The organism is Halorarius litoreus (assembly GCF_024362405.1).
In the GTDB taxonomy this organism is placed as follows: Archaea; Halobacteriota; Halobacteria; order Halobacteriales; family Haloarculaceae; genus Halorarius; species Halorarius litoreus.
In genome coordinates, this window is sequence record NZ_CP101454.1 from 3,076,191 (window position 1) to 3,102,282 (window position 26,092).

The window sequence follows — 26,092 nt, forward strand, 5'->3', positions numbered from 1 at the left end:
AAACTCCGAAGTTGACGTGGGTGACGCAACTGCAGTCGTTATCATCTCTGGACCACTTGGTGGCATTTTCGGGGGGGCTTCACAGTTCACGTTGTCTCTGAGGAGACGATGGCTGTGTGGCTGACAACTGTCGCAATTGCTGTTTTGGGCTTGGCTATCTTGTCACTCCGGTCCTGAGCCAGACAGTTCATATCAAGATCGTAGCAACGGATTCCAATCTATCTGAGTGAAATGAGTGAATTCGTCTTGCTGAACTCACCCTCTGTATCTCGCACGCCCCATCTGTCGCACGTTGAGAGTTACAGCAGCACCGCGAAAAATATCGCGTCGGCCGGATCGATGTTACAGCTCTTCGCTCGACGTGAGCGGCCCGTCGAGCCGCTCGTCGAGTTCCTCCTCCAGCTTGTAGCGCTGGACCTTCTGCGTCGCCGAGCGCGGCAGTTCGTCGACGAAGAAGATGCGACGTGGGTGCGCGTACGCGGCGACGTGGTCGAGGCTGAACTTCCGGAGCTCCTCCTCGGTGACGTCGCTGTCGGGTTCGAGGACGACGAACGCGACCGGGGCCTGCCCCTTCACCACGTGCGGGGCGCCGACGACTGCGGCCTCGGCGACGTCCGGGTGCTCGTACAGCGCGTTCTCGACCTCTGCGGGGTAGATATTCTCCCCGCCGGCGATGATCATGTCATCCGCACGGTCGACCATCCAGAAGTAGGCGTCCTCGTCGACGCGGGCGATGTCCTCGGTGTAGAAGAACCCCTCGTCGTCGAACACCTCGCGGGTCTTCTCCGGGAGGCCGAAGTAGCCCTCGAACACGTTCGGCCCGCGGATGGCGATCTCACCCGTGACCGACTCCTCGTCGTCGAAGTCGATTTCGGGGTCGGGGAACGGCGTGAGCTGTTCGTGCGAAATCTTCGTCTCTCGCGTCTCCGGGTCGACGAGCTTCATCTCGATGTTCTCGAGGGCAGGGCCGATACAGCCGGCGGCCTTCCGAACGCCGTGTGAGGGCTCGACGGTCCCGGCGGGGGCCGTCTCGGTCATCCCCCAGCCCTCGATCATCGGGACGTTCCACGCCTCCTCGATGGTCCGGCGCACCTCGTCGGCGAGCGGGGCCGCCGCGCAGTTGACGTACCGGAGACCGGAGAGGTCGTACTTCTCGGGGTTCTCGCGGTACTCCCGCCACATCATCGTGTACATCGCGGGCACACCGGCCATCGTCGTGACGTTCTGTTCGGAGAGCGCCGTCAGCATCTGTTCGCCGTCGGGCTGCGGCTGGAGATGCATCGTCGCCCCCTTCGAGAGGTACGTGGTCATGATGGCGTTGAGTGCGTAGATGTGGAACAGCGGCAACACCAGCACGATGGAGTCGTCGGCGTCGACGGCGAGCCCCCCCTTCGAGTACGCTTCGACGGTCGACAGCAGGTTCTCGTGCGAGAGCAACACCCCCTTCGGGTTCCCGGTCGTCCCCGAGGTGTACGGCTGGCAGGCGATGTCGCTGTACTCACGTTCCGGCCGGTCGAACTCCGTGCCGTACTCCGCTTTCGCGTGCGAGTAGTTGACGATGCCGTCGTCCGAGACCCCACCCAGGAACAGCGTGCCGATCTCGGCGGCCTCCGCGAGCTGTTTCGCCTGGTCGGCGAGCAGCGGCGAGCCGATGACGTGGTCGGCCTCTGCGTTCTGTAGCACGTACACGAGCGTGCCAGGGTCCATTCGGAGGTTGAGCGGGACCGGAACGGCACCGGCCCGAATCGCCCCGAAGTACGCCTCCGGGAACTGGCTCGTGTTCGGGATGAACAGCCCCACTCGGTCGTCCGGTTCGACGCCGTGGTCGACGAGCATGTTCGCCACCCGGTTCGCCTCCTCGTGGAGTCCCTGGAAGGTCGTTGGCTGCCCGAACGACGTGAACGCGACCTCGTCGCCGTAGCGGTGTGCAGCCATCGCTGGCAGGTCCCCCATGTGGCGAAGCGGTTCGCCGTTGAAATGTTCCATGGTAGCGTTCGGCAATCCGCTCGCCGGCTATTAAATATTCGTGAAGAACTACCCTACCGCCTCCGGGTGTTACCAGGTGGCGACGACCAGCGCACCTGCGGTCGCGAACACGCCGAGCGCGAGTAACCCCCAGTTCGCCAGCGTGTTGTCCGCCCGCGCCACCGACACCGTGTACTCGTGGTCAGAGAGCGGCCACAGCACGGCGACGCCGGCCGGCGTCAGCATGTCGGCGAGCAGATGCGATCCGAGTCCGAGGAGCCCGACGCCGAACCCGAACATGGCGGTCCGTTCGGGCCCACCAAGCGGCTGATAGCTCCCCTGCCCGAGTCGCCAGCCGACGGCCCCCAGCAGCGCCGAGACGACGAGTGTGAACAGGAGCGTGTGGGTGATACCCCGGTGGCTCACGAACGGTATCCTGAGGTCGTAGTCCGGGACCGTCGCGAGCGCGAGTACGCCGGCGCCACCGACCAGTGCGAGCGTGGGGTCGACACGCAAGAGCAGGAAGCCGACGGGGGCGTACACGAGGAGTGCGGCACCGTAGTGCCCGGTCGCGTACATATCGGGGGGGTGTGGCGCCCTGCGGCTTGAAGCTACGGGCCGCCGGAACCGACGCCCCTTTTCGCGTACCGGTGCTACGGCCGGCATGCTCGACGCGCTGACCAGGACGTTCGGCCCGTTTCTCATCCCGGCAGTCGTCTTCGTCGTCGGCGCCCTCGGCTATCTCCTCCTGTACCTGCTCTCCCGTGCGCTCGCCGACTGACGACCCGGTAAGGTAAGCTTTCGCGGACGACGCGACGAATAACTAATTCCCCGAGCGTCGATGCCGGAGGTACGATGCCAACCACCACACAGCAACAGCGCGAGGCGGCCGAGGAGATCAGCCAGGCGTTCCTGCTCGCCTACAACATGAACGACCCGGACAAGATCGACGACGTGGTCGCCGACGAGTTCGTCGCTCACCACACTGCCGAACCCGAGGACATGCGCGGTGCCGACGCGTACAAGCAACGAATCACCGACATCAACGCCGGGTTCTCCGACTTCCACATGGACCAGGAGCTCATGCTCGTCGACGGCGACATGGGCGCGGCGATGTATCGCTGGACGGGGACCCACGACGGTGAGTTCATGGGCATTCCGGCGACGAACAGGACGGTCGACACCAAGAGCATCACCCTCTCGCGGATGGAAGACGGGAAGCTCGTGGAGATGTGGGTGTACACCGACACGCCGGGGCTGATGCGCCAGCTCGGCATCGAGATGGGCAACTGAGGTCGCCCAACAGTAAAGCCGCCGGGCGTCGGAGTCCGCGCCATGGCCGACCCGATGGGCCGCTTCGACGCCCCCGACACCGAGGAACTGCCCGACGACCTCCGCGAGCGCATCGAGGAGGAGACCGAGCGCGCCGGCTTCACCCCGAACGTCTTCAGCGCGATGGGGTACAAGCCGAGTCACTTCCGCGCCTTCTTCGACTACCACGACGCGCTCGTCGAGGACACGGCACTCGACCGGCACGAGATCGAGATGCTCGTGGTGACGGTCTCGGGGCTCAACGACTGCCTCTACTGCGTCGTCGCCCACGGCGCGCTCGTCCGCATCTACGCGAAGGACCCCAAACTGGCCGACCAGCTCGCCACGAACCACCGGAGTGCGGACCTCTCGACGAAACATCGGGCGATGCTCGACTTCGCCGAGAAACTCACCGAGTCGCCCGGCAAGATAGACGACGCGGACGTGCAAGCGCTACAGGAGGTGGGGTTCTCCGAGGAGGCCGTCTGGGACATCACGAGCGTCGTCGGCTTCTACAACCTCTCGAATCGGCTGGCACAGGTGACGGACATGCGCCCCAACGACGAGTTCTACACGCTCGGCCGCTGAGCCTCAGTCGAACCGGACCTCGACACCGGCGCTCGTCACGGCGACCCGGTCGGTGACCCAGTGACAGGTGACGGTATCCGAGGCCGGTCGCGAGCACGTCATCGACGGCGTCTCGCTCGCCTGTGCCTCGAAGTACCGCTTCCACACGTAGGCGTCCGGCGAGGTGATCTCGACCGTCACCTCGTGTGGCGTCGATTCAGCCACGAGTACGACGGGGTCGTCGCCGGTGACGCGCACGTGGACCGGGCCGGACCCGCCGACCCCAGACGTATCGACCGACCGTGGTTCGACGACCGTGAGGACCGTCTCGTTCGCCGCGACGACGAAGCCGGGGTCACGGAGCAGTATCGCCCCGCTTCGGTCGGTGCGGAGGACGGCGCCGGTGACGTAGACGACGCTGGCGTCGGTGTCCGCCTCGTAGACGAGCGGTCGCACGTCGAACTGGTGGTCGAACGTGTCGGTCGCGCTGCCGACCGGCCGGCCGCTGACGCGTATCGACACCGGCTCGCCGACCGAGATATCGGCATCGCTGACCCGGAGTTCGGTCGTCCGGCTGGGAGCGCCAGCCCTGACCACGTCGTCGATGTTGTCCGCGAGGATGTCGACGCCACGTTCGGCGTTGTTCACCCGCTCTGCATCGCGAGAGGCGTCCAGTCCCTGATAGCCCGCGACGGTCACCAGCGCCACCGAGAGAACGATGACGGCGAAGATGAGTGCGAACCCCAGGACTTCGCTCGCCGCGCGCGTCGACTCAGGCATCACGCACCTCCAGGCCGCCGGGGCTCCCCGAGACGACGACCGGCCCACCGTCGAGCGTGTCGGCCGTCACCGGTCGTCGGAGGCGGACGGGAACCCGGACGGTCACCTCGGGGTCGGCGCTCGTGAGGACGAGGTCGTACGCGTAGACGCCGGGGCGGACCTCCCCGCCGACGATGGCGAGCTGGTACGCCGTCCCGGCCACCGAGTCGGGCAGGTCGGTGTCGAGTTCGACGCTGCCGCTCCCGTCGAGCGAGTCCGCCAGCCGGTCGACGGTCGTCAAATCGGCCGCAAGCCCGTTGCCGACGACGGTGAATCCCGACCGAACCGCCTGTTCCTGCTGGTCGCCGACGAACCCGCCGGTTCCCAGCAGTAGTCCCGACGCGAGCAACGCGGTGATGCCCACCAGTAGCACGTAGTCGGTGGGAACCGTCACGCCCCGACTCGACCGGGGCGTCATGGCGCGTCCTCCTCGACAGGCACGTTCCAGACCCGGTACCGGAGGTCGGCCGTCGTGTAGGTCACGTCGATTCGCACGTCGGCGGTGTGCGGGGCGGCGAACGGCGTGCCGCCGCCCCCGGTCGTGACGTCGCCGTCGTCGACCTCGTCGATGGGCCGGTCGACGACAAGCGAGTACGTGCCAGTGGCGTTTTCGCCGTTCGAATGGGCGATGGCGAACGACCCGCTCCAGCTGTCGAGCAGGCCGAGTGCGGCACAGTCGGTCGACTCGACGGTTCTCGCGGAGATGTCGACGGTGACCGTCCCGTTGCCGTCGGGCGTGGCGACGCACGGTGGTTCGAGTGCCCCGGCACCTGAGTCGACGTGGAGCACCACGTCGCCCGACTCGCGGTAGAGGAATGCTTGCCGGGTCACCGTCCCGTTCGTCGCGACGACGTGGAACGCGCCGGATTCGGCGAGTGTGGTGGCGTTGGCCGTCGAGGTGGGTGTGACGAGCGACGACTCGTTGACGGTCAGGGTCCACCCCTCGACGGCCGTGGCCCCCGAGACGAGTGTCCACGAGCCCACACCGGAGGCGTTCGTCAGCGTGTAGCTCGCGTTCGTCTGCCCGATTCGCGTCCCGTTCGTCGTCGAGCGGACGGTGACTGTCGCACTCGCGCCCGTCGTCGCGGCGTGCTGCGCCTGCTGTGACTCCCACGCGGCGACGCTCTCGCGGAACGCCTCGTAGGAGGTGCCGTCGCGATTCGCCCGCTCGGTGAGTCCTTCGACTGCGTCTATGGCTGCGATGCGGTGAAGTTGTGCGGCTCGGGCGTCGGCGCCACTGTCGTCGCGCGTCGCGACGTTCTCCGTGTAGACGAGCGAACTCAGGAGGACCGCCACGAGCACGAGGAGCGCGGCGATGGCGACTGCCGTGAGCAGGACGAGCTGGCCCCGCTCACCGCCGTTCACGTTCGCCACACGACCACCTCCACCTCGACGACGGCGTACAGGCCGCTCGACGGGTCCGCGTCAGGGACGTAGAACGTCGACGCCGACGCGAGCGTCGTGTTCGTCTCCCCGCTCGTCTCGTTGTACAGTACCTCGTCGTCGTACAGCGTCACCGTCCGCACCGCGCGCACGGCGTTGTCGGAGGGTGTGCCGCTGTCGACCACCGGCCGAACCGTGAGCACCGTGGTGCCGTTCGACGAATTGAGGTAGCGGACGTTGACGTTACAGGCCCACCCCTGGTCGTACAGCGTCCGCGTCACGAGCGCGCCGAACTCGGTCGGGAGCGCGCAGTTCGTGTACGTGCCGGCCACGGTCGCGCCGTGGTACTGGCCGGTCGAGTCGTTCCAGTAGAGCAAGGTCGGCCGGAGCGACTCGTTCGCGGCGGCGCTGTCGAGGACACCCGCCACGAGCGCCTCGCCCTGTGACTCGACGTGGTGGCTCGACGTGCTCGAACTCAGCGGCGTGACGGCCGTGGCGTTCAGGACGAACGCGACCGTCGCCAGCAACAGAAGCGCGGCGACGAACCCCTCCAGCGTGAACGCCTGCCCTCTGCTGTCCAGTCTCACCATACGCGGACCACCACCACGGCGTCCTGTCCGTCGACCCAGACGGCGCGCGTCGCGGTCACCACCGAGGCGTCTGCAGGCACCGCGTTCCCGGTCGCGAGGGGGCTCCCACTCGAGCAGTCTCCGATGGCGAGCGGCGAGGCCGTTCCACACCGGACCGTTCGCGTGGAGGTGCCGGCCACGCTCCGTTCGAGGGTGACGTTCACTCGCGTGAACGCCGGGGCACCGAGTTCGGTCGCGAGGCCGTCTGCGGTCGTCGTCTCGCTGCCGTCGAACGCACAGCCCGTGTCGGGTGCGACGCCGAAGAACGCCACCGTACAGGTCGTGTTGAGGACGTTCGGCTCCGTGTCCTCGGCGAGCCCGGCGACGACCGTGTCCGCGAGTCGGTCGGCGACCAGCGGCTGTTCGGTGGCGTCGCTGAAGGGGGTCAGCGTCCCCGGGACGAACGCGAGGACGAACCCGACGGTCAGGAGGAACAGGCCGATGCCCACGAGGAAATCGAGCCCCGTCTGTCCCCGAGCCGACCCCCCGGTGGCCATCAGCCCACCACCAGCCACACGAGGAGTGCGACGGTCATGAGGCCGATGACGTACTTCGCGCCCGACAGCAGGTCCGATTCGCGGATGAAGCCGCTCATCAGCCCCGCGAGGATGGCCTGGACGGTGACGGCGTGGAAGAACAGCAGCGACAGCAGGTTGGAGTCGACGCTGCTGGCGAACGCGGTCGCCTGCGACCCGCTCGTGCTCGCCGTCAGATCGGCCATCACGTCGATGAACTGCGTCTTCAGGACGGCCATCACGGTGAGCAGCGTCAGGAAGCTCATCACGATGACCACCACCTGCATCCGGGTGCGTGCCTTCTGTTCGCGGGCGATGTCGTCGTGGTTCTCCCGCACCTGTGCGGCCGTCCGGAGGACGGCCGTGATGTGGTTCGAGGCCTCCTGCGACTTCGTGACGAGGCGCACCGTCCGCGCGAGCTCCGGGATGTGGTAGGTGTTGTTGAACGCGACGAGCGCCTCCTTCAGACTCATCCCGAACTTCACCTTCGCGTAGATGATCTCGAACTCGGATGCGAGCTTCCCCGAGGAGGTGTCCGCGACGAGCCGAATCGACTCCAGTAGCGTCAGCCCGGTGTCGTTCGCCGACGACAGTTTCCGGAGGTCGTTCGCCAGCGTGACGAGCACGGCCCGCCGCGACCGGAGGTTCCAGAGGTGGAACACGGCAAAGGGGGTGAACACGACGTACACCGGCAGGTAGACGTAGACGAACGTCCCCCAGACCGGGCGGGCGACGAGCGCGCTCCACGACGTCGGTGCCGCTCCAGAGACGATTGCCGAGCCGAGGAACACGGCTGTCAGAGGTACCGTCACCGCGAACGTGTACGTCGGGTGGTCGCGGAACACGTGATGGGGTCGGGTGAGGAACCGGACGAGCTCGAACCCGCCTTCACGGCGTTTGATGTGGTCGAAGATGCTGCCCTCCCCGACGAACGACTCGATGATGCCCCGGTTGAACAGCCCGGTGCTGCTCACGCCCAGCAGGATGTCGTCTTCCTCCTCGTCGAGGTGGAGGTAGCCCTCGCCGGGTTCGTCCCACTTCGCGGTCGCGATGAGCACGAGGAACCCCAGCCCGATGAGCGGGATGAGCCCGTACACAGAGAGGTACAGCATCACGGGGTCGGCCTGCCCGAGCAGGGTCATGATGACGAGCACGACGATGAGCAACAGCGGGAACAGCGAGAGCGTCATGTACATCTCGCCGAACAGCTCCAGCGTCTCGAGGATGGTCTCCTGCTGCTGTTTCGCCGTCCGCATGTGCTTCTCCTTCTGGTCGTCGAGGAACTGCTGGAGGTCACCACCGGAGTTGATGATGGAGAGCATGTCCGTGAGGAACTGTCCGAGTTCGTCAGAAGGAGTCTCGACCGCCTGGTTGCGAATCGCCGTCCGGTAGTCCGTGTCGAAGTACTCCGTCTCCTGGACGATAGACTGGAACTCGCGGGCGACTTCGCCGTAGGTGTCCTCGGCCATCGCCATCGCCTGCAGGATCTCGATCTGATTCAGCCCGCCCACCGAGAGCGCGTACATGTACGAGACCGCATCCGACAGCAGCATGTTGATCTCACGCTTGCGAGCGGCGGCTTTCGAGTAGGGCAACAGCACGTAGCTGCCGAACCCCGCGGCAAAGCCGAGCGAGCCGAATACGAGCCCGACGAGGAACACCAACAGCGGCACCTCGAGCGCGTCCCAGAGCGCCAGCACTGTGGGGTCCGTGACGCGCACGGGGCTCGAGGCGCCGAGGTCGACGCCGAGGACCGCGAACAGCCCGTACCCAAAGCCGATGCCCAGCAACCAGAGGGCGAGCCCGGTGAGCACGCCGATGGCGAGCGCCCGCGAGAGGAACATCTCGACGGTGTCGGTGAGCCGTGATTCGGCGAGCCGCTGCTCGACGGTCGTGACGAACTCGCCCTCCGGGTCGAACAGTCGCCGGTAGAGCGGGTAGAACCGCTGGGCGAGCAGGTCGTGGTGCTCGCCGGGGGTGTCGAAGCCGGGCGTGTGGCGCTCGTGTGACACGCTCAGTCCTCCTCGGTGGCGGGCTCGTCGTCACCCCCGTCGGCTTCGACGGCGTGGTCGCCTGGCGGCGTGGCGACGATGGGCGCGGCCGGCTCGATTGCTGGGAGCGCATCGACCAGCGGGCTCGGCGTGATGGTCGCGTACCGCTCGAACAGCAGTTCCTCGGCGGCCGTGAGGATGCCTGCGGCGAGCGCGTAGGTCCGCTCGTCGGGGTCCGGCCGCGGCACGAGCGCCTCCTTCTCGGGGTCGATGTCGATGACGACGCTCTCCATCTTCCGAAGCGTCTCGAGGCTCTCGGCGAGACAGTCGCGCGCGATGAGCGCCAGCACCGTGTCCGGGTCGTTCATGAACGCCTGGATGGTCGCGGCGACCTCCGCGTACTCGTTGAGCCCGTTGTAGATGAGATACGCGAGCACCACCCGGCGCTTGAATATCTCGTCGGCGAGCTGGTCGGCGGTCCAGCCGCGGTCGAACTGAATCTCTTCGAGCAGTCGGGGGTTCTCGATGCTGCTGAACTCGTCCGTCTCCGGGCGCCAGGTGTGGACGTCGGTGACGTTTATCTCGTCGCGTTCGGGGTCGTAGTGGTTGATCTCGGTGAGTACCTTGTTCCGGCGAATCTTCCGACCCTTGACCCGGGTCTGTGCCTGCACCGACACGAGGTCGAGGGCGGTGAACATCGTCTTCGAGACGTTGATGGGGTCCGTCGTGAACCGTTTCAGCACCTCGTCGACGGAGTCGGCGTGGAACGTCGTGAGCGTGGTGTGGCCCGTCGACATGACCTGGAACAGCGTCCGGCCCTCCTCCCCACGAATCTCACCCATCAGGAGGTACTCGGGGCGCTGCCGGAGCGCCGCCTCGAGGAGGTCGAACTCGTCGATGTCGCCGTCGTCGCTCCGGGAGAACGACGGCCGGGTCACGGAGGCGACCCAGTTTCGCTGGGGGAGTTCGACCTCACGGGTGTCCTCGATGGAGACGATCTTCGCCTTCGACGGGATGAACAGCGACACCGCGTTCAGCGACGTCGTCTTTCCAGAGGCGGTGCCCCCGGCGAACAGCAACGACTTGTTGTTCTCGATACAGAGCCAGAGGAACACCATCTCCTCCAGCGAGAAGGTGTGCCAGTTCACGAGGTCGACCGGCGTGAAGGGCACGTCGTTGAACTGCCGGATGGTGTAGTTCGTGCCGTGGTCCGAGACCTCTCGACCGAGCGTGAGTTGCGCGCGCGAGCCGTCGGGGAGCGTCGCGTCGACCTGCGGGTGCCGCTTCGAGATGCTCTTGCCCGACCGCTGGGCGAGTTTCACGACGAAGCGGTCGAGTTCGGATTCACCGTGTGAGACGTTCGTGATGAGCTGTTCGTACTCGGAGTGGTAGACGAACACCGGCGACTCGTAGCCGTCACACGAGATGTCCTCGACCTTGATGTCGTGTTTGATGCCGTCGATGCGCTCGAAGCCGATGAAGTCGCGGACGAGCAGGTACTCCAGTTTCGCGACCTGGTAGGCGGTCAGCGTCGAGGCGTCCTCGGCGACGACCGCCGGCTCGGGTCGTGCGGCAATCCCCTCCAGGGGTGCAGGCGCGTCCCCCGTCGAATCATCTCTCCGCCCACGCACGCGGTCGAGGAGCGACTGCTTGGTGGCTGGGCGGCGGTAGAGGCCGTACTTCTCCAGGAGGCTTCTGAGCTCCCGTTCGATGACTGCGACGCGGTCGGCCCGCGAGCCACGAACGACGACCTCGTCGGAGTACTTGATGCTCGTGCGGAGCTTGGCAGTCAGATACCGCTTGAGCTGCTGCTCTGTCGGGTTGAGGTGGGGGCCGACGAGGTAGTACTTCTTCTCGTTCTCGTGCGTGGAGTGGAAGATGATGACGAAGGCGTACGGCTTGTCGACCCAGTAGCGGTCGACCTCGATGAACTGGGGTTTTCGCGACGGCTCGACCGCCTTCTCGAGATCGTAGCGGTTGACGACCGTGGGGTGGCCGTCGACCGTCGAGAAGAACGCGTCCTCGTCGAGTTCGGGGTCGACCCGGACGGTCCGGGACGTCACGATGTCGTCGAGCCGGGTGGCGACGCCGGCGGCGTCGCCGAGTACCTGTTCGGTGTCGTCGGGGTCGAATCCGAGGTATGACTCGGCATCGAATGAGACCACCTCGCTCTTCGACTTACGGGGCGGCTCACCGCTCTCGTCGTAGTAGTACTCGCGTTTGAAATCTTCCCACGAGTACGCGTCGACGATCGCGCCCCCGTCTGACTCACTCTCGTCCGGGGCCTCAGCGGCGTTCTCCGGCAGGTGTTCGTCCGATACGTCGGTGCCGTTGCCAGCGGTCGAGGGGAGGCTCATCGTGCGCCCTCTCGGTTCTCCGTTCGCCGCGTGTCCGCAGATTCGGTGGTCATGGCTGGTGGTCCCGGCCCCGGAGACGGTCGTAGAACATCGGTCGGTGGACGCCGTCACCCCCCGTCCCGAGTCATACCCCAACGGGCCGTTCTTGCTGACACCCTACCCACATTACCGATATTGTAATGCCTGCTATACCATCGGTAGAAGGTTCATACCGGCCGTCACGGTGGGGTTTCAGGGTATGGCCTGTCATCGGGGAGACGGTTCCTAACAAAGCCCGACCCCCGAGACAAGCCGTGTATAATGCGACGGGTGACTCGAGCGGCGCGTGCGGCGGCCCGACGGCGCCCTGCGCCATCTACCTCTCGCGACCGGCGCGCACTCACACCGCTGGTCGGCGTGCTGTTGCTCGTCGTCATCGTGATTCTCGGGAGCACCGTGGCTGTACTCGTCGCCGATGAGGCGCTCGGTGGGACCCGGAAGAGCGTCGAGGTCGCACGCGCCGAGGGGGCGATGACGCAGCTCGACGCGCGCGTGAGCGATACGGCTCTCGGTTCCGACGGGACGGCGGGGCGGGCGGTCGACTTCGGCCACATCGGTCCCGATGGACAGCTCGGAACGAGCCGCGAGAGCTGGATGCGCGTCGCCATCGTCAACGCGACGACGGGAGTCGAGGACGCGACCGTCGTGAACGCCACGCTCGGGACGGTGACGTACGCGCACAGCGGGACGACCATCGCCTACGAGGGGGGTGGGGTGTGGCGCGGCGACGGCGAGAACACGACGATGCTGTCGCCGCCGGAGTTCCACTTCCGGAACACGACGCTCACGTTGCCCATCGTCAGCGTCGACGGCGACCCCGCGCTCGGCGAGCGATTGCAGGTCGCACAGACCGGCCCGGCCGTGCGGAAGTACCCGAACGAAACTGCGGGTCTGACGAACCGCGTCGCGGACGCCAAGGTCGCCGTCACCGTCCACAGCGACTACTATCTGGCGTGGGGTGCGCACTTCGAGGACGCGACGGACGGCTACGTGACGTACGACCACGACGCCCGGACCGTGACGGTGACGTTCCTCTCGATACCGAAGTGGACCGGGCTGAACGACGGTATCGTCGCTACCTCCGGCTCCGGCGAGGTGAAAGTCACCGGGACGGGCGCGTACATCGACAGCTACAACTCCTCGGTGGGGACCGGCAGCTACGACACGACGAAAGGGGCAGATGCCGTGCTCTCGGTCGTCACGGACCTGACCAACAGCGGCGACCTGACGATGCTCGGTGACCTGCGGTCGGGCGCGACCGTGACGATGGGCGGGAACACCAACATCAGCGGGTCGGTCTACTGGACGGACGCGTACGACCAGAACGGCAACAGCGTGCACATCGATGGCAGTATCGAACAGATCGACGGCATCGCGCCGTACGAACCCATCGACCGCTACGTGCTGCACGTGGTCGATGCCGCGCGAACTGCGAACAACAACACCGAGGCCGGTATCGTGGACGACCGGATTTCCGGGTCGGCGACGCTCGGTGCGGGGACCTACTACCTGCGAAGCATCGATATCGGTCCCGGGAACCGACTGGAACTCGACACGACGGACGGGGACATCGTCGTCGCCGTCGAGGACACGGTCGTCATCGAGGGGAACGGGGGGAACGCCGCGGCGCTCAACGTCTCCGGCGACGGGACGGTGACGATGTTCGTCATCGGGGACCAGCCGGTCGATTTCGAGGTCGGAAAGAACGCCGAGGTCAGCGTTCCGGGCGAACGGGCCACGCAGTTCCGGGTGTACGGTACGCAGGACCTCGACGTCGTCATCCTGAGCAACCAGGGCAAGACGATCCGCTTCGAGGGCGTCATCTACGCGCCAGCGGGCTACACGGGGACGGGGTCGACGACGGTCGGGCAGGCCGAGTTCTTCGGCGCGATCGTCACCGGCCAGCTCGATGTCCCACAGTACGCGGAGATTCACTACGACCTCGGGCTCTCGAACGAACAGTTCCCCCGGGCGCCCTACGTCTCGCGATTGGAGTTCATGCACGTCGCGGTCCACCCGGTCGACGTGACGAACCGCTGATTGCAGCTGAAAAGAGTACCTGCTGAAACTCAGGAGATGTCGCGGCTGGTGTCGATGGTCACGCCACCGTCGAAGTCGAGTTTGATGGCGTCGGTGATGGCCTCGCCCCGTCGAACCTTCGGGACGAACAGCCGGTTCTCGATCGCGTCGCCGTAGACGGCGGTGTCGAGGTCGAACACCACGTCGGCGACGTACTCGGTGGTGCCACGGTGCGCAGGGACCACTGGTCCCTCGATGCAGTGGAGGATGGCGACGCTCCCGGTCTCGTACAGCCGGGCCTGGATGTCGGTCAGGAGCGCGAGCAACTCGCGTTCGTCGTCGGCCTCGAAGGGGTTCATCGTGTCGACGACCAGCACCGATTCGGGCTCCAGTTCGTCGAGGAGGCGACGGAGGTGCGTGAACGGCGAGTAGCGGTCCACGGCCCGAACCGTCGTCTGGGTCGCGTCGGGAATCGCGGCTGCGAGGTCCTCTGAGACCACCGGGGCCGGTCGCTGGGTGGTCAGATAGAGCGTCGGGCGCGTGCCGAGCAGGTGGGCGAGCAGTCGCTCGGACTGGCTCGTGGGCGTCGCCGTGAGGGCGACGATACTGCCGGGCCTGATGCCGCCGTGAAGTCGTTCGTCGAGGCTGCCGATTCCCGTCTCGAAGGTCTGTTGTAACATCGTCTCTCTCCGTCGTGACGCTCGACCTGCCGCCGGGCCACGTGTCGGTCACCCTGCAAGTCACCGACTACCGGGATTGTTATACTGCGGATACCGCCGGTCCGGTACCGCCATCGGCAGGGAAACGCCGAGCGCGACCGTCGGTAGAAACGGGCCGACAGAAGGCGGTTAGGTGCTTGCTGCCGTCTGTCGCGGGTTCTGCATTCCCTCTTTGACACCCTGGTAGACGAGCAGGACGTTCACCGGGTACGCCACCAGGAGGCCGACGGTGAGCGAGAACACCAGCGCGGACCAGAACAGCGGTTCCGTGATGGTCGCCTCACCCGCGAGCCAGACGTCGGTGCCGATGGCCGCGATCTCCATCACGGTGATGGAGGGTGTCTCGGAGTAGAGCGCGTCTTTCATCGCCGTCGCCAGCGACTCACCCTCCTGGACGAGCGGGCCCACGGTGAGCCCGTAGCCGAAGACGTACGCGCAAGCGAACGTGATGGCGATGACCCAGTGGCTCGCCAGCGCGAGCAGTCCGGCGGCGATCGTGATGCCGACGACCTCACCCGCGCCACAGCCGGAGTAGCAGTGGGCCACCGACCGGAAGCCGCGGCGCCACAGCGAGTCCCGCTCGATGGCTGCCCGCCCGGAGTACGCGTACACTGCTAGCCCGAGCGGCCCGGAGTAGAGCACCGTCAGCCCCCACACGAACTTCATCAACGGCGCGATTCCGCTGTTGTTCGCTCGCAGGTCGTACACGAGGACCGCCAGCGACAGCGCCACGAGCCCGGCCCACCCCGCCAGGACCTGCGGGTTCGTCAGCACGGTTCGGAGGGTCTGGTCGAAGGGCATCGCGTCTTGCTACGTCTGCCTGATTTTTGCCGTTTGGGGCTCGTGTGAGTGGCTCGAATCTCGATTCAACTTTCGAATCGAAATTATACGTGCTGGCTCACTTCGGGTTCTGTGGCACAAACCGCATCAATGAGTAGCCCGTACGTCGATGCATGACCAGACGTTCGCCCCTCCAGTTGACGGGGATGTCCTGTGCGAACTGCGCCGGGACCATCGAGGAGACCGTCGGCCGGCTCGACGGCGTCGAGGAGGTCGACGCCAACTACGCCACCGACGAGGGAAGCGTCACCTACGACCCGGAGCGCGTCTCGCTCGCGGCGATATACGCGGCCGTGAACGAGGCGGGCTACGGCGTCGTCGACGAGCGCGTCACCGTCGCCATCACGGACATGTCGTGTGCGAACTGCTCGGAGACGGTCGAGTCCGCGCTCCTCGGCGTGTCGGGTGTCATCGAGGCCGACGCGAACTTCGCGACCGACGAGGCACAGGTCCGATACAACCCCGCCGAGACCTCGCGGGAGGCGCTGTATCGGGCCATCGAGGACGCGGGGTACACGCCCGTCCGTCCCGACGAATCAGGCGAGGAGAGCGACGCGGAGCGTGCGGACACCGCCAGAACGGAGGAGATTCGCCGACAGAAGCGCCTGACGCTGTTCGGTGCGGCACTCGCCACCCCGCTCCTCGCGATGCTCGTCGCCGAACTGTTCGCCCCCGGCCTCCTCCCCGAGACAATTCCGGGGACCAGTCTGCCACTGGGGTGGGTGGCGTTCCTGCTCGCTACGCCCGTCCAGGTCGTGCTTGGCCGCGAGTTCTACGCGAACTCCTACAAGGCCGTCGTGAAGAACCGGACCGCGAACATGGACGTACTCATCGCGCTCGGCTCGTCGACGGCGTACGGCTACTCCGTCGTGGCCCTGCTCGGCGTGCTTCCGACGGCCGGGCTCTACTTCGATACGGCCGCGCTCATCCTCGTGTTCATCACGCTCGGCAACTACCTCGAGGCGCGGTCGAAGGGGCAGGCAGGTGAGGCGCTCCGCTCGCTCCTCGAAATGGAAGCCGAGGAGGCCACCCGCATCGACCCGGACGGGACCGAGGAGACGGTTCCCCTCGAAGCCGTACAGGTCGGCGACCGCCTGAAGGTGCGGCCCGGTGAGAAGATTCCCACGGACGCCGTGGTCGTCGAGGGCGAATCGGCCGTCGACGAGTCGATGGTCACCGGCGAGTCCGTCCCGGTCTCGAAGGAACCGGGTGACGAGGTCGTCGGCTCGACGGTGAACACGAACGGCGTGCTGGTCGTCGAGGCCACGAAGGTCGGCAGCGAGACGGCCATCCAGCAGATCGTCGCGATGGTGAAGGAGGCACAGTCGCGGCAGCCCGAGATTCAGAACCTCGCGGACCGCATCTCGGCGTACTTCGTGCCGGCAGTCATCCTCAACGCTCTGCTGTGGGGAGCCGTCTGGTATCTGTTCCCCGAGGCGCTCGTGGGGTTCGTCGGGAGCCTGCCGTTGTGGGGGCTCGCCGTTGGTGGTCCCGCAGCCGTCGGTGTCGTTGAGTTCGCCGTCCTCGTGTTCGCCTCCGCTGTGCTCATCGCCTGCCCCTGTGCGCTGGGGCTCGCGACGCCCGCGGCGACGATGGTCGGCACCTCCATCGGTGCGCGCAACGGCGTGCTGTTCAAAGGCGGTGACATCCTCGAGCGCGTCCGCGACACGGACACGGTCGTGTTCGACAAGACCGGCACCCTGACCGAGGGCGAGATGACCCTCACGGACGTCCGCCCACTCGGGCCAGCCACGGACGGCGCTGGTCTGACCGAGGTCGAGGAGCTGGACGCCGAGACGCGCCTGCTCGAAGCCGTCGCCACGGCCGAGAACGGCAGCGAACACCCCATCGCCGAGGCCATCGTCGAGGGGGCACGCGACCGTGGTATCGACGTCGGCCAGCCAGACGACTTCGAGAACGTTTCGGGGCGCGGCATCCGCGCGACCGTCGACGGTGGCGAGGTCGTGGTCGGCAAGCCCGACCTGCTCGCGGAGGCGGGCGTAAGCGTCGAGGGTGCCACCGAGGTCGTCGAGTCGCTGGAGGCCGAAGGGAAGACCGTCGTCCTCGCAGCGCTCGACGGGGAGTTGCTCGGGGCGGTCGCGGTCGCCGACGAGGTGAAGCCCTCGGCGAACGAGGCGGTCGCGGCGCTCCACGACCGGGGCGTCGAGACGTACATGATCACCGGCGACAACGAGCGGACCGCCCGTGCCGTCGCCGAGCAGGTCGGCATCCCCGCCGAGAACGTGCGGGCAGGGGTCCTCCCCGAGGACAAAGCCGATGCCGTGGAGTCCATCCAGTCAGAGGGGAAGCGGGCGATGATGGTCGGTGACGGCGTGAACGACGCGCCCGCGCTCGCCGCGGCGTTCGTCGGCGTCGCTATCGGCTCGGGAACGGACGTGGCTATCGAAGCCGCGGACGTGACGCTGATGCGTTCTGACCCGCTGGACGTGGTGAAGGCCATTCGCGTGAGCGAAGCCTCGCTCCGCAAAATCAAGCAGAACCTGTTCTGGGCGCTCGGCTACAACACGGCGATGATTCCGCTCGCCTCGCTGGGCCTGCTCCAGCCAGTGCTGGCTGCTGGGGCGATGGCGTTCTCCAGTGTCTCGGTACTGGCGAACAGCCTGCTGTTCCGGAGCTACACCCCGGACCACGACTATCGGCTGTTCGGCTTCCTGCGGCGATAAATCGGCGAGAAAAACGAGCGGGTCGGTCGTTACCGGTTGCGACCGAGTTCGTCGTGGCTGGTGACCCAGTCGGACGCCGAGATGGCGGAGGCGAGCGAGAGTTCGCCCGCCAGAACAGTCACCGCGGCGATCTCCGCGAACTTGTTCACCTTGCCCGCACCCTTGCAGCCGAGCATCTCGAGACACTCGGACTGGGTGGGGAGCTGCGTGCCGCCGCCGTACGTCGCGACGATGAGCGACGGAATCGTCACGGAGACGTGCAGCGAGTTGTCGTTCAGGAGCGTGGTGTTGACCATCGCGGCCGACGACTCGGCGACGTTCGCCTCGTCCTGCCCGGTCGCGATGAACAGCGATGCCAGCCCGTTCGCGGGGTGTGCACCGTTCGTGTTCGCTCCGGAGAAGAACGAGCCGAGGGTGGCGACCTGCGCGTGGTGGTGGATGGCCTGCGGCTCGACGCCGAGGTGGTGGAGCATCGTCTCCTCGCTGAGGGTGACCTCGGCGGTGACGCGCTTGCCACGGGTCTTCAGGTCGTTGATCTTGGAGGCCTTCTTGTCGGTCGCGAAGTTCCCCTCCAGATAGAAGTTCTCGACGTAGCCGTTGTACTCGCTCAGAATCCAGTTACACGCGGCGAACGTCGCCTTCCCGACCATGTTCTGGCCCGCGGCGTCGCCCGTCCTGAAGTCGAACCGGAGGTGCGCGTGGTTGTTGGTGAGGTGATCCTCGATCTCGACGAGTTCCGCCACCGACGACGTCTCCTCGGCCTTCTCCTTGATGGTGTCGTAGTGCTCGAACACCCAGTCACGGAAGTCACGGGCGTTCCGCGCGTCCTCGAAGACGAACACCGGCGCGCGGTTCATGTTGTCGTCGACGACCGTCGCCTTCGCCCCACCCGAGAGGTTGATGGCCTTCATTCCGCGGGAGTAGGAGGCGACGAGCGTCCCTTCGGTGGTCGCGAGCGGAATCGGGTACTCGCCGTCCGCGTGTTCACCGTTGACCTTCACGGGGCCGGCGAGGCCGATGGGCATCTGGGCGACGCCGACGAAGTTCTCGATGTTCCCCTCGGTCACCTCGGGGTCGATGGAGTACTGGCCGACGTGGTCGAGTTCGGCCCCGGTCTCCTCCTTGACGAACTCGTGGCGGGTCTGGATGGCCTCCTCGGAGTAGTTGTTCTCGTCGTCGCGGGGAATGCCACCGACCATCTCCTCGTCGCGGATGGTGTCGGTGACGTCGAGTGCGAGGTCGCCGAACGGCTCGGCGGTGAACTCGATGAGGATGTTGTGTTCGCCACGCTTGACGGTGATGCCGTCGATGCGGACGATGACCGTCCGCCCGACGGGGAAGTTGATGTACTCGTCCTCAGAAATGTCGTCGAGCTCGAACACCTTCTCGTCGGGTGTGACGAGTCGCACGTCGTCGAGCGCGATACGCTCGCCGTCGACGACGACGCGGGAGACGCCGGTGACCTTGGCGTCCTGCAAGCGGTTCTTGATCTCGAACTGTGCGCCTCCCTCGATGTCCCGCAAGCTCCCGTAGGTGTAGAGCCGCTGCAGGATGCGGTCGGGAATGTCGAGCGACAGAACGCCACCCGAACTGACGAGGTTCGCGTAGATTCGCTTCAGCACGCCGCTGTCTGGTGTCGGAATGACCATCGACTCTCTGTGGAACCGTCCAGCGTGACCCTGATAAGAGTTGTGCGGGCAATAACCTGTAATTAATATGTGGCTTCTTGCCGATTGCACACATGGTCCGTGTCGTTCGCTGACACGGCCTAGAAGCCCGTTCCGGCAATATCTTTCCATACACTCCTCACACATATTCACAGTTCGACATAACCTCTGAGAACTACCGCAAGACAATATTGCTCCAAATACACAATACTTTTCGCGCCTCGTCCGCTAGCGTCGGTACGAATGACGGACCCCGACCAGCGAATCGGCTCCGAGCTGTTCGAGGGCGACCCCGGTTCGCCGCTCGCACATCTCTATCGTGGCGAGATTCATCGGATGAAGCTCTGGCGTGAGCGGCTCGACCGGACGACGAACTGGGCGGTAACGGTGCTCGCGGCGGTCATGACGTGGGCGTTCACGAGCGAGAGCAACCCCCACTACGTCATCCTCGTCGGCGGGGTGATGCTCGGGGTGTTCCTCTGGATCGAGGCCCGGCGATACCGCGGGTACGACATGTGGCGCTCCCGGGTTCGGACGCTTCAGGAGAACGTGTTCGCCGACGCACTCCACCCCGAGTCAGGTATCGAGCACGACCAGTGGCGACAACGACTCGCCGCCGATTACCGCTCACCCGACATGAAGATCACCTACGAAGAGGCGGTCGCACACCGGTTACGCCGAGTGTACCTCCCACTTCTGGGTGTGCTCTTCGCCGCGTGGGCGTTCCGAGTGACTGCGTTCCACGGCGCGACGTGGCCCCAGAGCGCCGCAATCGGCGTCGTTCCGGGCACGGTCGTGACCGGCATCGTCGCGTTCGTCGCGGCGGCCGCGCTGTTCATCGCGTGTCGGCCGCGCCGGTGGCGTGCCAAGGGTGAACTCCACACCGACGAGGTCCGTCACTGGGACGAGGATTGAGAGAAACGAACAATACTTTATTCCTGTAGCCACCGACAGTCGGGTATGGCTCGCAGCATCTCCGCCGACCGGCTCAGAGACGTCATCGACGCGGGCGAGGAGTTCGCGCTGGTGGACACACGCGACGCCGAGAGCTTCGAGGCGTGGCACATCGACGGCGCCATCCAGTACGAGTACAAGCCCGCCCACGAGTTCGACGGTGACGACTTCCGCGCCGAGACTGGGCTCGACGGGGACACCCCCATCGTCACCATCTGTGCGAAGGGCATCTCCTCGGACGACTTCGCCGACGAACTCGAGGCCATCGGCTACGACGACGTTCGCGTCGTCGCGGGCGGGATGGAGGCGTGGTCGGCGGTGTACGACCACGTCGACCTCGACGTCCCCGGCCTCGAAGTCGTGCAGGTCCAGCGGCGCGCGAAGGGCTGTCTCGGCTACATCGTTGGCGACCCATCGAGCGACGTCGCGGCCGCCGTCGACGTCACCCGCCACACCGAGCAGTTCACGGCCTGCGCAGAGGAGCGCGGCTACGACATCGTCCGCGTCTTCGATACCCACGTCCACGCCGACCACATCTCCGGTGGGCGTGAACTCGCCGACCGGCTCGACGTGCCGTACCATCTCGGCGCGAACGCCACGGACCGCGGAGTCAACTGCGAGTACGACGCGCTCGACCGCAACGAGACGGTCCCGGTCGGCAGCGTCGACGTGAAGGCGTTGTTCACCCCCGGCCACACCAGCGAGATGGTGAGCTACCTGTTCGACGACCGCGCGGTCTGTACCGCGGACACGCTGTTCGTCGACGGCGTCGGACGCACAGAACTCCAGTTCGGCGACGCCGAGGCCGCCGAAGGGGCACAGGCGCTCTACGACTCCCTCCATGGGACGCTCCTTGCAGAGCCCGACTCGGTGATGGTCCTTCCGGGACACGCCTCCGGATCGCTCCACGGCGAGGCCGTGACCGCGACCATCGGTGAGGTTCGGCAGGGGTTGTCCGTCCTCCAGCGCGAGCGCGAGGCGTTCGTCTCGTCGCTCACGGACACCCTCCCCGAGAAGCCACCGAACTACGAGACGGTCATCGCCATCAACACCGGCCGCGAGGGCGCGAACGACGACGAGGCGCTCCAGCTCGAACTCGGCCCGAACAACTGCGCGGCGGCCGGCGACGATTAACAGTTAGAGTTCCCCACGCTCGGCCATCTCCCTGACCTCGGCGGCCCGTTCGCGAATCGCCTCCAGTTCCTCGCCACGTTTGTCGTCGAGGTGTGCGTAGACGAGCCCCATCCGGTGATTGCTGCGGAGTGGGTCCTCGTTGCAGTCGAGGAACGCCCAGTAGAGCGCGTTGAACGGGCAGGCCCCCTCGCCCCTGGCTTTGGTGTGGTAGTACGGACAGCCGGAACAGTAGTCGGACATCCGGTTGACGTAGTTCGCGCTCGCGGCGTACGGCTTCGTCGCGAACACGCCTGCCCCGAAGACTCCCATCTCGACGACGTTCGGCGTCGTCACCCCGTGATAGGCGTCGACGTAGCCCGCGTGGAACCACTCGTTCAACTGGGCAGGCTCGACGCCGTACAGCAGCCCGAAGTTCGAGAGGAGCATCAGCCGCTCGATGTGGTGGCTGTAGCCCCGTTTCCGAACGCCGTCGACGACATCCGAGAGGCAAGCCATCTCGGTGTCCCCGGTCCAGTAGAACTCGGGCAGGGACTCGCTCGCCGCCAGTTGATTCGCCGACGCGGGTCGGGCATCGTCTCGCGGTAGACGTGGCGCACGAACTCCCGCCAGCCGATCACCTGACGGACGAACCCTTCGAGGCTGTTCAGGGGGACATCATCGCGCTCGGTCGCCGACTGGATGGCGCGCTCGACGACCTCGGCCGGGTGGAGGAGCCCGACGTTGATGGCGGCCGACAGGAGGCTGTGGTGCATCGCCCACTCGTCGGCAAGCATGGCGTCCTGATATGGACCGAACGCCGCCAGCCGGTCTTCGAGGAATCGATCGAGCGCGTCGAGCGCTTGCTCGCGGGTGACGGGCCAGCAGAAGGGTTCGGGGTCGGCCCAGTCGTGGCCCCCTTCGTCGTACGGGCCGGCGAACTCGTCGCGGACCCACTCGCTCACCGCTCGTGTCAGGTCGTCAGGTTCGTACCGAGGTGGCTCGGGCGGGTCGTAGTCGTCGGGCGGCGTCTCACGGTTCTGGTCGTCGAAGTTCCACTCGACGCCGACGGGCTCGCCGTCGGCCATCAGGTACCCGGTCTCGCGGCGCACGTGCCGGTAGAACGCCTCGTGGCGGTACGGTGGTTCCCGGCCGTCCGCGTAGCTGTTCCACGTCTCGCGGTTACACAGGAACAGAGCGTTCTCCACCACGTCGAGCGTTCCGCCTCGTTCTTCGACGAGGTCGACGAGTCGGTCACCCCCACCATAACTCGCCGATTCCATCACCACGAGATCGTCGCCCGGATGCGCCTCGAAGTGGGCGTCGAACCCCTTGGCGAACGTCTCGCACGTGTGGTAGTCGACGGTCACCCGCGCTCGCGGAGCGCGTCCCGGAACTGTCGCATCGCGGCGAACACGAGCGTCAGTTTGTGGGGGTGGTAGGGGTGGCGACGCGCGAAGCCGTGGGCCTCGACCATGAGCACCCGGTCGGCGTCGGTGACGGGGCCGCACTCGGGGTGGAGCTGGTCGCCGAGGACGAGAACCGTCATGTGCTTGCATCGGTCGCGGCGGGCAAGAAGCCACGCGACCCAGTCGGGGTTGTCGGGGCTGTTGCCTGGCTTCGTTGAACCCCCGTATCGACGCCGAGCCGGACGTTTGGACGCCTTTGCCAGAACCTTTCTTGAGGGGTACGGGGTGGGATAGAGTATCCCATGCAACGAGACGACCTGAGCGATACGACGCGGCGTGCGGTGCTGAAGGCGACGGCCGGTGCCCTCGGCGTGGCCGCAACGGGAACGGCGAGCGCCCACGAGTGGGGTAGTAGCTCGACCACGACCGCCGTCGAGGGGTCGGATGCCGGCGGCGACGACGTCCCCGGCGGCCACGGTGACGCCCGCCCCGTCGGGTATCACGCGCTCGGCAGCGCCGGGCCGGCGACGGACAACCCCGACACAGAGTCGCGGAACCCCCACTACGGCGCGATGACGGAGATTCGGACCCACGGCGACTACGCCTACGTGGGGTTCTTTTCCTCCGACTCGCCGACGCCGGGCCGTGGGATGGCGATTCTCGACATCTCCGACTACAATAGCGCCACGAGCGACGCCGACCTCGACAGCGCGAACCTTTCGGTGGTCTCGTTCCTCCGGAACAACAGCACGGGCACCGCCGTCATGGACCTGAAGGTGAGCGACGACGGCGACTACGTGTTCCTCGGTACCCAGCCGTACACGGCACTGTTCCCGTCACCGACGGCTGACCCGGTGGCCGCCGCCTCCAAGAGCGAGGCGGGCGACCCGACGCCGAACACGGCTGACGACTCCGACACCATCGTCCCCGGCGCGGTCGTCGCGGTCGACGTCTCCGACAAGGCGAACCCCGAGACGGTCGGCGCCATCCAGATCTCGGGCACCGGCGTCCACAACCTGTTCCACCACCGGATCGGCGGCGACGAGTACGTCTTCGCCGTCCACGACCTGAACGACGGCACCGAGGGGATGTACGTGCTCAGGTTCGACCGCTCGTCGGGCCAGCTCGAACTCGTCAACCGGTGGAGCCTCTCGGGAGACACCCGGCAGGGCGAACTCAATCCGGACATGCTCTACATCCACGACGTCGAGGTGCAGGACGACCCGATCACGGGTCGCCCTACCGCGTACCTCGGCTACTGGGGCGCGGGCCTGCAGGTGCTCGACGTCTCGAACCCAGAGGACATCGTCCTGAAGGCGCACTTCGACATGAACGGCACCGGCCGGTGTCACTTCACCAGCCCGGCGCCCGAACTCGTCGAGACCTCCCAGGGGACGAAGCGCCTCGCCGTCGCGAGCCACGAGACGCCCGACGACAGCGCGGACGCAGACGGCACCGGGAACGTCTACCTCGTCGACGCCTCGGGCATCTACGAGGAGGACGCCGAGGCCGGCCTCGCGATCGACACGGAGGGAACGAACGACGCGGGCGTCCCCGAACTCAGGGCAATCGGTAACTGGGAGTGGCAGAAGAAGCAGAGTGCGGGCGGCGAGAATGAAATCTCGTTCGGCAACTTCGAGCTCTCGCCGCACAACTCCGACGTCGTCGTCGACGACGCCGGCGACGTCTGGGTCCACCAGGCACACTACCACGGCGGCGTCCGGTTCCTGAGACTCGTTGACGAGGACGAGGGGTTCTCGCTGGAGGAACAGGGCTTCTCGCGACCGAAGTACAGCACCCCGGAGGAGTCCCGGATGGAGGGGCTCTCCTCCGTCGTTCCCAACTGCTGGGCGGCCGTCGAGTCGAACGGCATCACCTTCGCCTCGGACATCAACCAGGGCGTCCACGCCATCAAGGCGGACGACATCTCGGTCGGCGGCGCGCCGCCGACCGCGGACGTGGGCGTCAGCGACGACGGCTCGCTGTTCACCGCCGGGCAGACTGACATGGTCGACCTGAGCGTGTTCCCCGGCCGGTACGACAGCTTGTACGTCCGTGACCGCCTCCCGACGTCGTGGGGCGTCGTCGGTGGCGACGACCACTCGACGTACGAGGCCGGTGGCTCCCTGTTCGTCGAGGCCGCTGACACCGCAGGCATCGGTGACGGCTTCACCTACTTCGCGGAGGCACCCGCCAGTTCAGGCTCCTTCACGTTCGGCCCGGTCGAGGTCAGTCCCGACGGCGAGACCTGGCACGCGGTGCCCGGCACCATCCGCTCCAACGTCGTCCTCGGACAGAGCACCAGCCTCGGGACGGCCGCCGGTGCCGCCGGGATCGCCGCCCACCAGCGCGACCGCATCGTGGACTCGGTCGGCGACGTGCTCGGTCGCGACGAGTAGCGCGACCGGTCCGCTGCGCCGGTCGACCCCCGGTTATACGACATCTGTTAACATCCACCTCTCTGACCTTTTTCCCCGTTCCACCCCTACGTTAGCCTGCATGAACGACTCCGAGTTCAGTCGTCGACGGTTCCTCGCAGCGACCGGGTCGACAGCCCTCCTCGCCGGCCTCGCCGGCTGTTCCGGCGGTGGCGGCGGTGACGGTGGTGACGGTGGTGGCGGTGACGGCGGTGACGGTGGCGACTCCGAACCGACGGAGTCCCCGACGGAATCGTCGGGCGGCGACTACACGGAGGCGGAACAGCGCGTGGTCGACTACCTCGAAGCCGACCCCGCGGACGGCACGTTCGACGGTGAGTTCGTCGACGCGACCGGGCAGGACGAGATCTCGGTGACGGTCGGCTCGCAGGGCAACGGCGGCGCGTTCGCGTACGATCCCGTCGCGTTCAAGATTTCGGCGGGCACCACCGTCTCGTGGGAGTGGTCCGGCGAGGGTGGCGGTCACAACGTCGCGTCCGACGAGCCCAGCGACTTCGACTTCACCAGCGGCGACCCGAAGCAGACTGGTGACCCGTACACGCAGTCGTTCGACAACACGGGCGTCGGGCTCTACTTCTGTGAGCCCCACCGCTCGCTCGGCATGAAGGGCGGGTTCGTCGTCGTCGAATAATCTGGCCGGGAACGCGACCTTTTTGCCGGGAACTGGCCTACTGAG

The 26,092-nt window shown here is 66.4% G+C and carries 19 protein-coding genes and 2 pseudogenes; 8 read left to right on the forward strand and 13 right to left on the reverse strand.

Going from position 1 to position 26,092, the window contains the following annotated elements; genetic code table 11:
* Positions 1-342: 342 nt before the first annotated feature.
* Complete coding sequence (locus NL126_RS16320) at positions 343-1,986, reverse strand: class I adenylate-forming enzyme family protein (protein ID WP_255195945.1); 1,644 nt, start codon at positions 1,984-1,986, stop codon at positions 343-345.
* A 69-nt stretch (positions 1,987-2,055) separates the two neighbouring features.
* A complete protein-coding gene (locus tag NL126_RS16325; protein ID WP_255195946.1) occupies positions 2,056-2,544 on the reverse strand; it encodes a metal-dependent hydrolase in 489 nt (162 codons plus the stop codon).
* A 276-nt stretch (positions 2,545-2,820) separates the two neighbouring features.
* Between NL126_RS16325 and NL126_RS16330 the strand changes: the two genes are divergently transcribed.
* Both NL126_RS16330 and NL126_RS16335 read left to right on the forward strand, forming a co-directional pair.
* Complete coding sequence (locus tag NL126_RS16330; protein WP_255195947.1) at positions 2,821-3,258, forward strand: ester cyclase; 438 nt, start codon at positions 2,821-2,823, stop codon at positions 3,256-3,258.
* A gap of 42 nt (positions 3,259-3,300) precedes the next feature.
* A complete protein-coding gene (locus tag NL126_RS16335; RefSeq protein WP_255195948.1) occupies positions 3,301-3,864 on the forward strand; it encodes a peroxidase-related enzyme in 564 nt (187 codons plus the stop codon).
* A gap of 3 nt (positions 3,865-3,867) precedes the next feature.
* On the opposite strand, the gene NL126_RS16340 is transcribed toward NL126_RS16335, so the two are convergent.
* The 7 genes and pseudogenes from NL126_RS16340 to NL126_RS16370 form a co-directional block, all read right to left on the reverse strand.
* Entirely contained in the window at positions 3,868-4,623 is a 756-nt protein-coding gene (locus NL126_RS16340; RefSeq protein WP_255195949.1) for a DUF7289 family protein, read from the reverse strand.
* On the reverse strand, positions 4,616-5,080 hold the full coding sequence (locus tag NL126_RS16345) for a DUF7266 family protein (protein ID WP_255195950.1): 465 nt from the start codon (positions 5,078-5,080) through the stop codon (positions 4,616-4,618). The genes NL126_RS16340 and NL126_RS16345 overlap by 8 nt, the downstream gene beginning before the upstream one ends.
* Entirely contained in the window at positions 5,077-6,036 is a 960-nt protein-coding gene (locus NL126_RS16350) for a DUF7261 family protein (RefSeq protein ID WP_255195951.1), read from the reverse strand. The genes NL126_RS16345 and NL126_RS16350 overlap by 4 nt, the downstream gene beginning before the upstream one ends.
* Complete coding sequence (locus NL126_RS16355) at positions 6,024-6,635, reverse strand: DUF7288 family protein (protein WP_255195952.1); 612 nt, start codon at positions 6,633-6,635, stop codon at positions 6,024-6,026. The genes NL126_RS16350 and NL126_RS16355 overlap by 13 nt, the downstream gene beginning before the upstream one ends.
* A complete protein-coding gene (locus tag NL126_RS16360) occupies positions 6,629-7,171 on the reverse strand; it encodes a DUF7287 family protein (RefSeq protein ID WP_255195953.1) in 543 nt (180 codons plus the stop codon). Before NL126_RS16360 ends, NL126_RS16355 begins: the two co-directional genes overlap by 7 nt.
* Entirely contained in the window at positions 7,171-9,201 is a 2,031-nt protein-coding gene (locus NL126_RS16365) for a type II secretion system F family protein (protein ID WP_434084148.1), read from the reverse strand. Before NL126_RS16365 ends, NL126_RS16360 begins: the two co-directional genes overlap by 1 nt.
* A gap of 5 nt (positions 9,202-9,206) precedes the next feature.
* A pseudogene (locus NL126_RS16370) lies at positions 9,207-11,432 on the reverse strand (type II/IV secretion system ATPase subunit); the annotation flags it as partial.
* Positions 11,433-11,837: 405 nt separating this feature from the next.
* Here NL126_RS16370 and NL126_RS16375 point away from each other — a divergent pair.
* The gene (locus tag NL126_RS16375) at positions 11,838-13,616 is read left to right on the forward strand and encodes a DUF7289 family protein (protein WP_255195955.1); all 1,779 of its coding nucleotides are present in this window, start codon (positions 11,838-11,840) and stop codon (positions 13,614-13,616) included.
* Positions 13,617-13,645: 29 nt separating this feature from the next.
* Here NL126_RS16375 and NL126_RS16380 read toward each other — a convergent pair whose 3' ends face one another.
* Positions 13,646-14,275, reverse strand: coding sequence for an RAD55 family ATPase (locus tag NL126_RS16380; protein WP_255195956.1), 630 nt, complete (start codon positions 14,273-14,275; stop codon positions 13,646-13,648).
* A 168-nt stretch (positions 14,276-14,443) separates the two neighbouring features.
* Positions 14,444-15,115 (reverse strand): DUF4396 domain-containing protein, encoded by a 672-nt coding sequence (locus tag NL126_RS16385; RefSeq protein WP_255195957.1) that lies wholly within the window; start codon positions 15,113-15,115, stop codon positions 14,444-14,446.
* Positions 15,116-15,267: 152 nt separating this feature from the next.
* Here NL126_RS16385 and NL126_RS16390 point away from each other — a divergent pair, with 152 nt between their 5' ends.
* Positions 15,268-17,838, forward strand: coding sequence for a heavy metal translocating P-type ATPase (locus tag NL126_RS16390; protein ID WP_255195958.1), 2,571 nt, complete (start codon positions 15,268-15,270; stop codon positions 17,836-17,838).
* 29 nt (positions 17,839-17,867) lie between these two features.
* On the opposite strand, the gene NL126_RS16395 is transcribed toward NL126_RS16390, so the two are convergent.
* Entirely contained in the window at positions 17,868-19,487 is a 1,620-nt protein-coding gene (locus tag NL126_RS16395) for a hydroxymethylglutaryl-CoA reductase (RefSeq protein WP_255195959.1), read from the reverse strand.
* Positions 19,488-19,748: 261 nt separating this feature from the next.
* On the opposite strand from NL126_RS16395, the gene NL126_RS16400 reads away from it, so the two are divergent.
* Together NL126_RS16400 and NL126_RS16405 are read left to right on the forward strand one after the other, a co-directional pair.
* Complete coding sequence (locus tag NL126_RS16400) at positions 19,749-20,420, forward strand: DUF2270 domain-containing protein (protein ID WP_255195960.1); 672 nt, start codon at positions 19,749-19,751, stop codon at positions 20,418-20,420.
* 45 nt (positions 20,421-20,465) lie between these two features.
* Positions 20,466-21,593, forward strand: coding sequence for an MBL fold metallo-hydrolase (locus NL126_RS16405; RefSeq protein ID WP_255195961.1), 1,128 nt, complete (start codon positions 20,466-20,468; stop codon positions 21,591-21,593).
* A 3-nt stretch (positions 21,594-21,596) separates the two neighbouring features.
* Here NL126_RS16405 and NL126_RS16410 read toward each other — a convergent pair.
* Positions 21,597-23,118, reverse strand: a pseudogene (locus NL126_RS16410) (cryptochrome/photolyase family protein).
* A 162-nt stretch (positions 23,119-23,280) separates the two neighbouring features.
* On the opposite strand from NL126_RS16410, the gene NL126_RS16415 reads away from it, so the two are divergent.
* Entirely contained in the window at positions 23,281-25,377 is a 2,097-nt protein-coding gene (locus NL126_RS16415) for an LVIVD repeat-containing protein (RefSeq protein WP_255195962.1), read from the forward strand.
* A gap of 100 nt (positions 25,378-25,477) precedes the next feature.
* Positions 25,478-26,047: a halocyanin domain-containing protein gene (locus NL126_RS16420; protein WP_255195963.1), complete on the forward strand. Its 570-nt coding sequence runs from the start codon at positions 25,478-25,480 to the stop codon at positions 26,045-26,047.
* Positions 26,048-26,092: the final 45 nt, after the last annotated feature.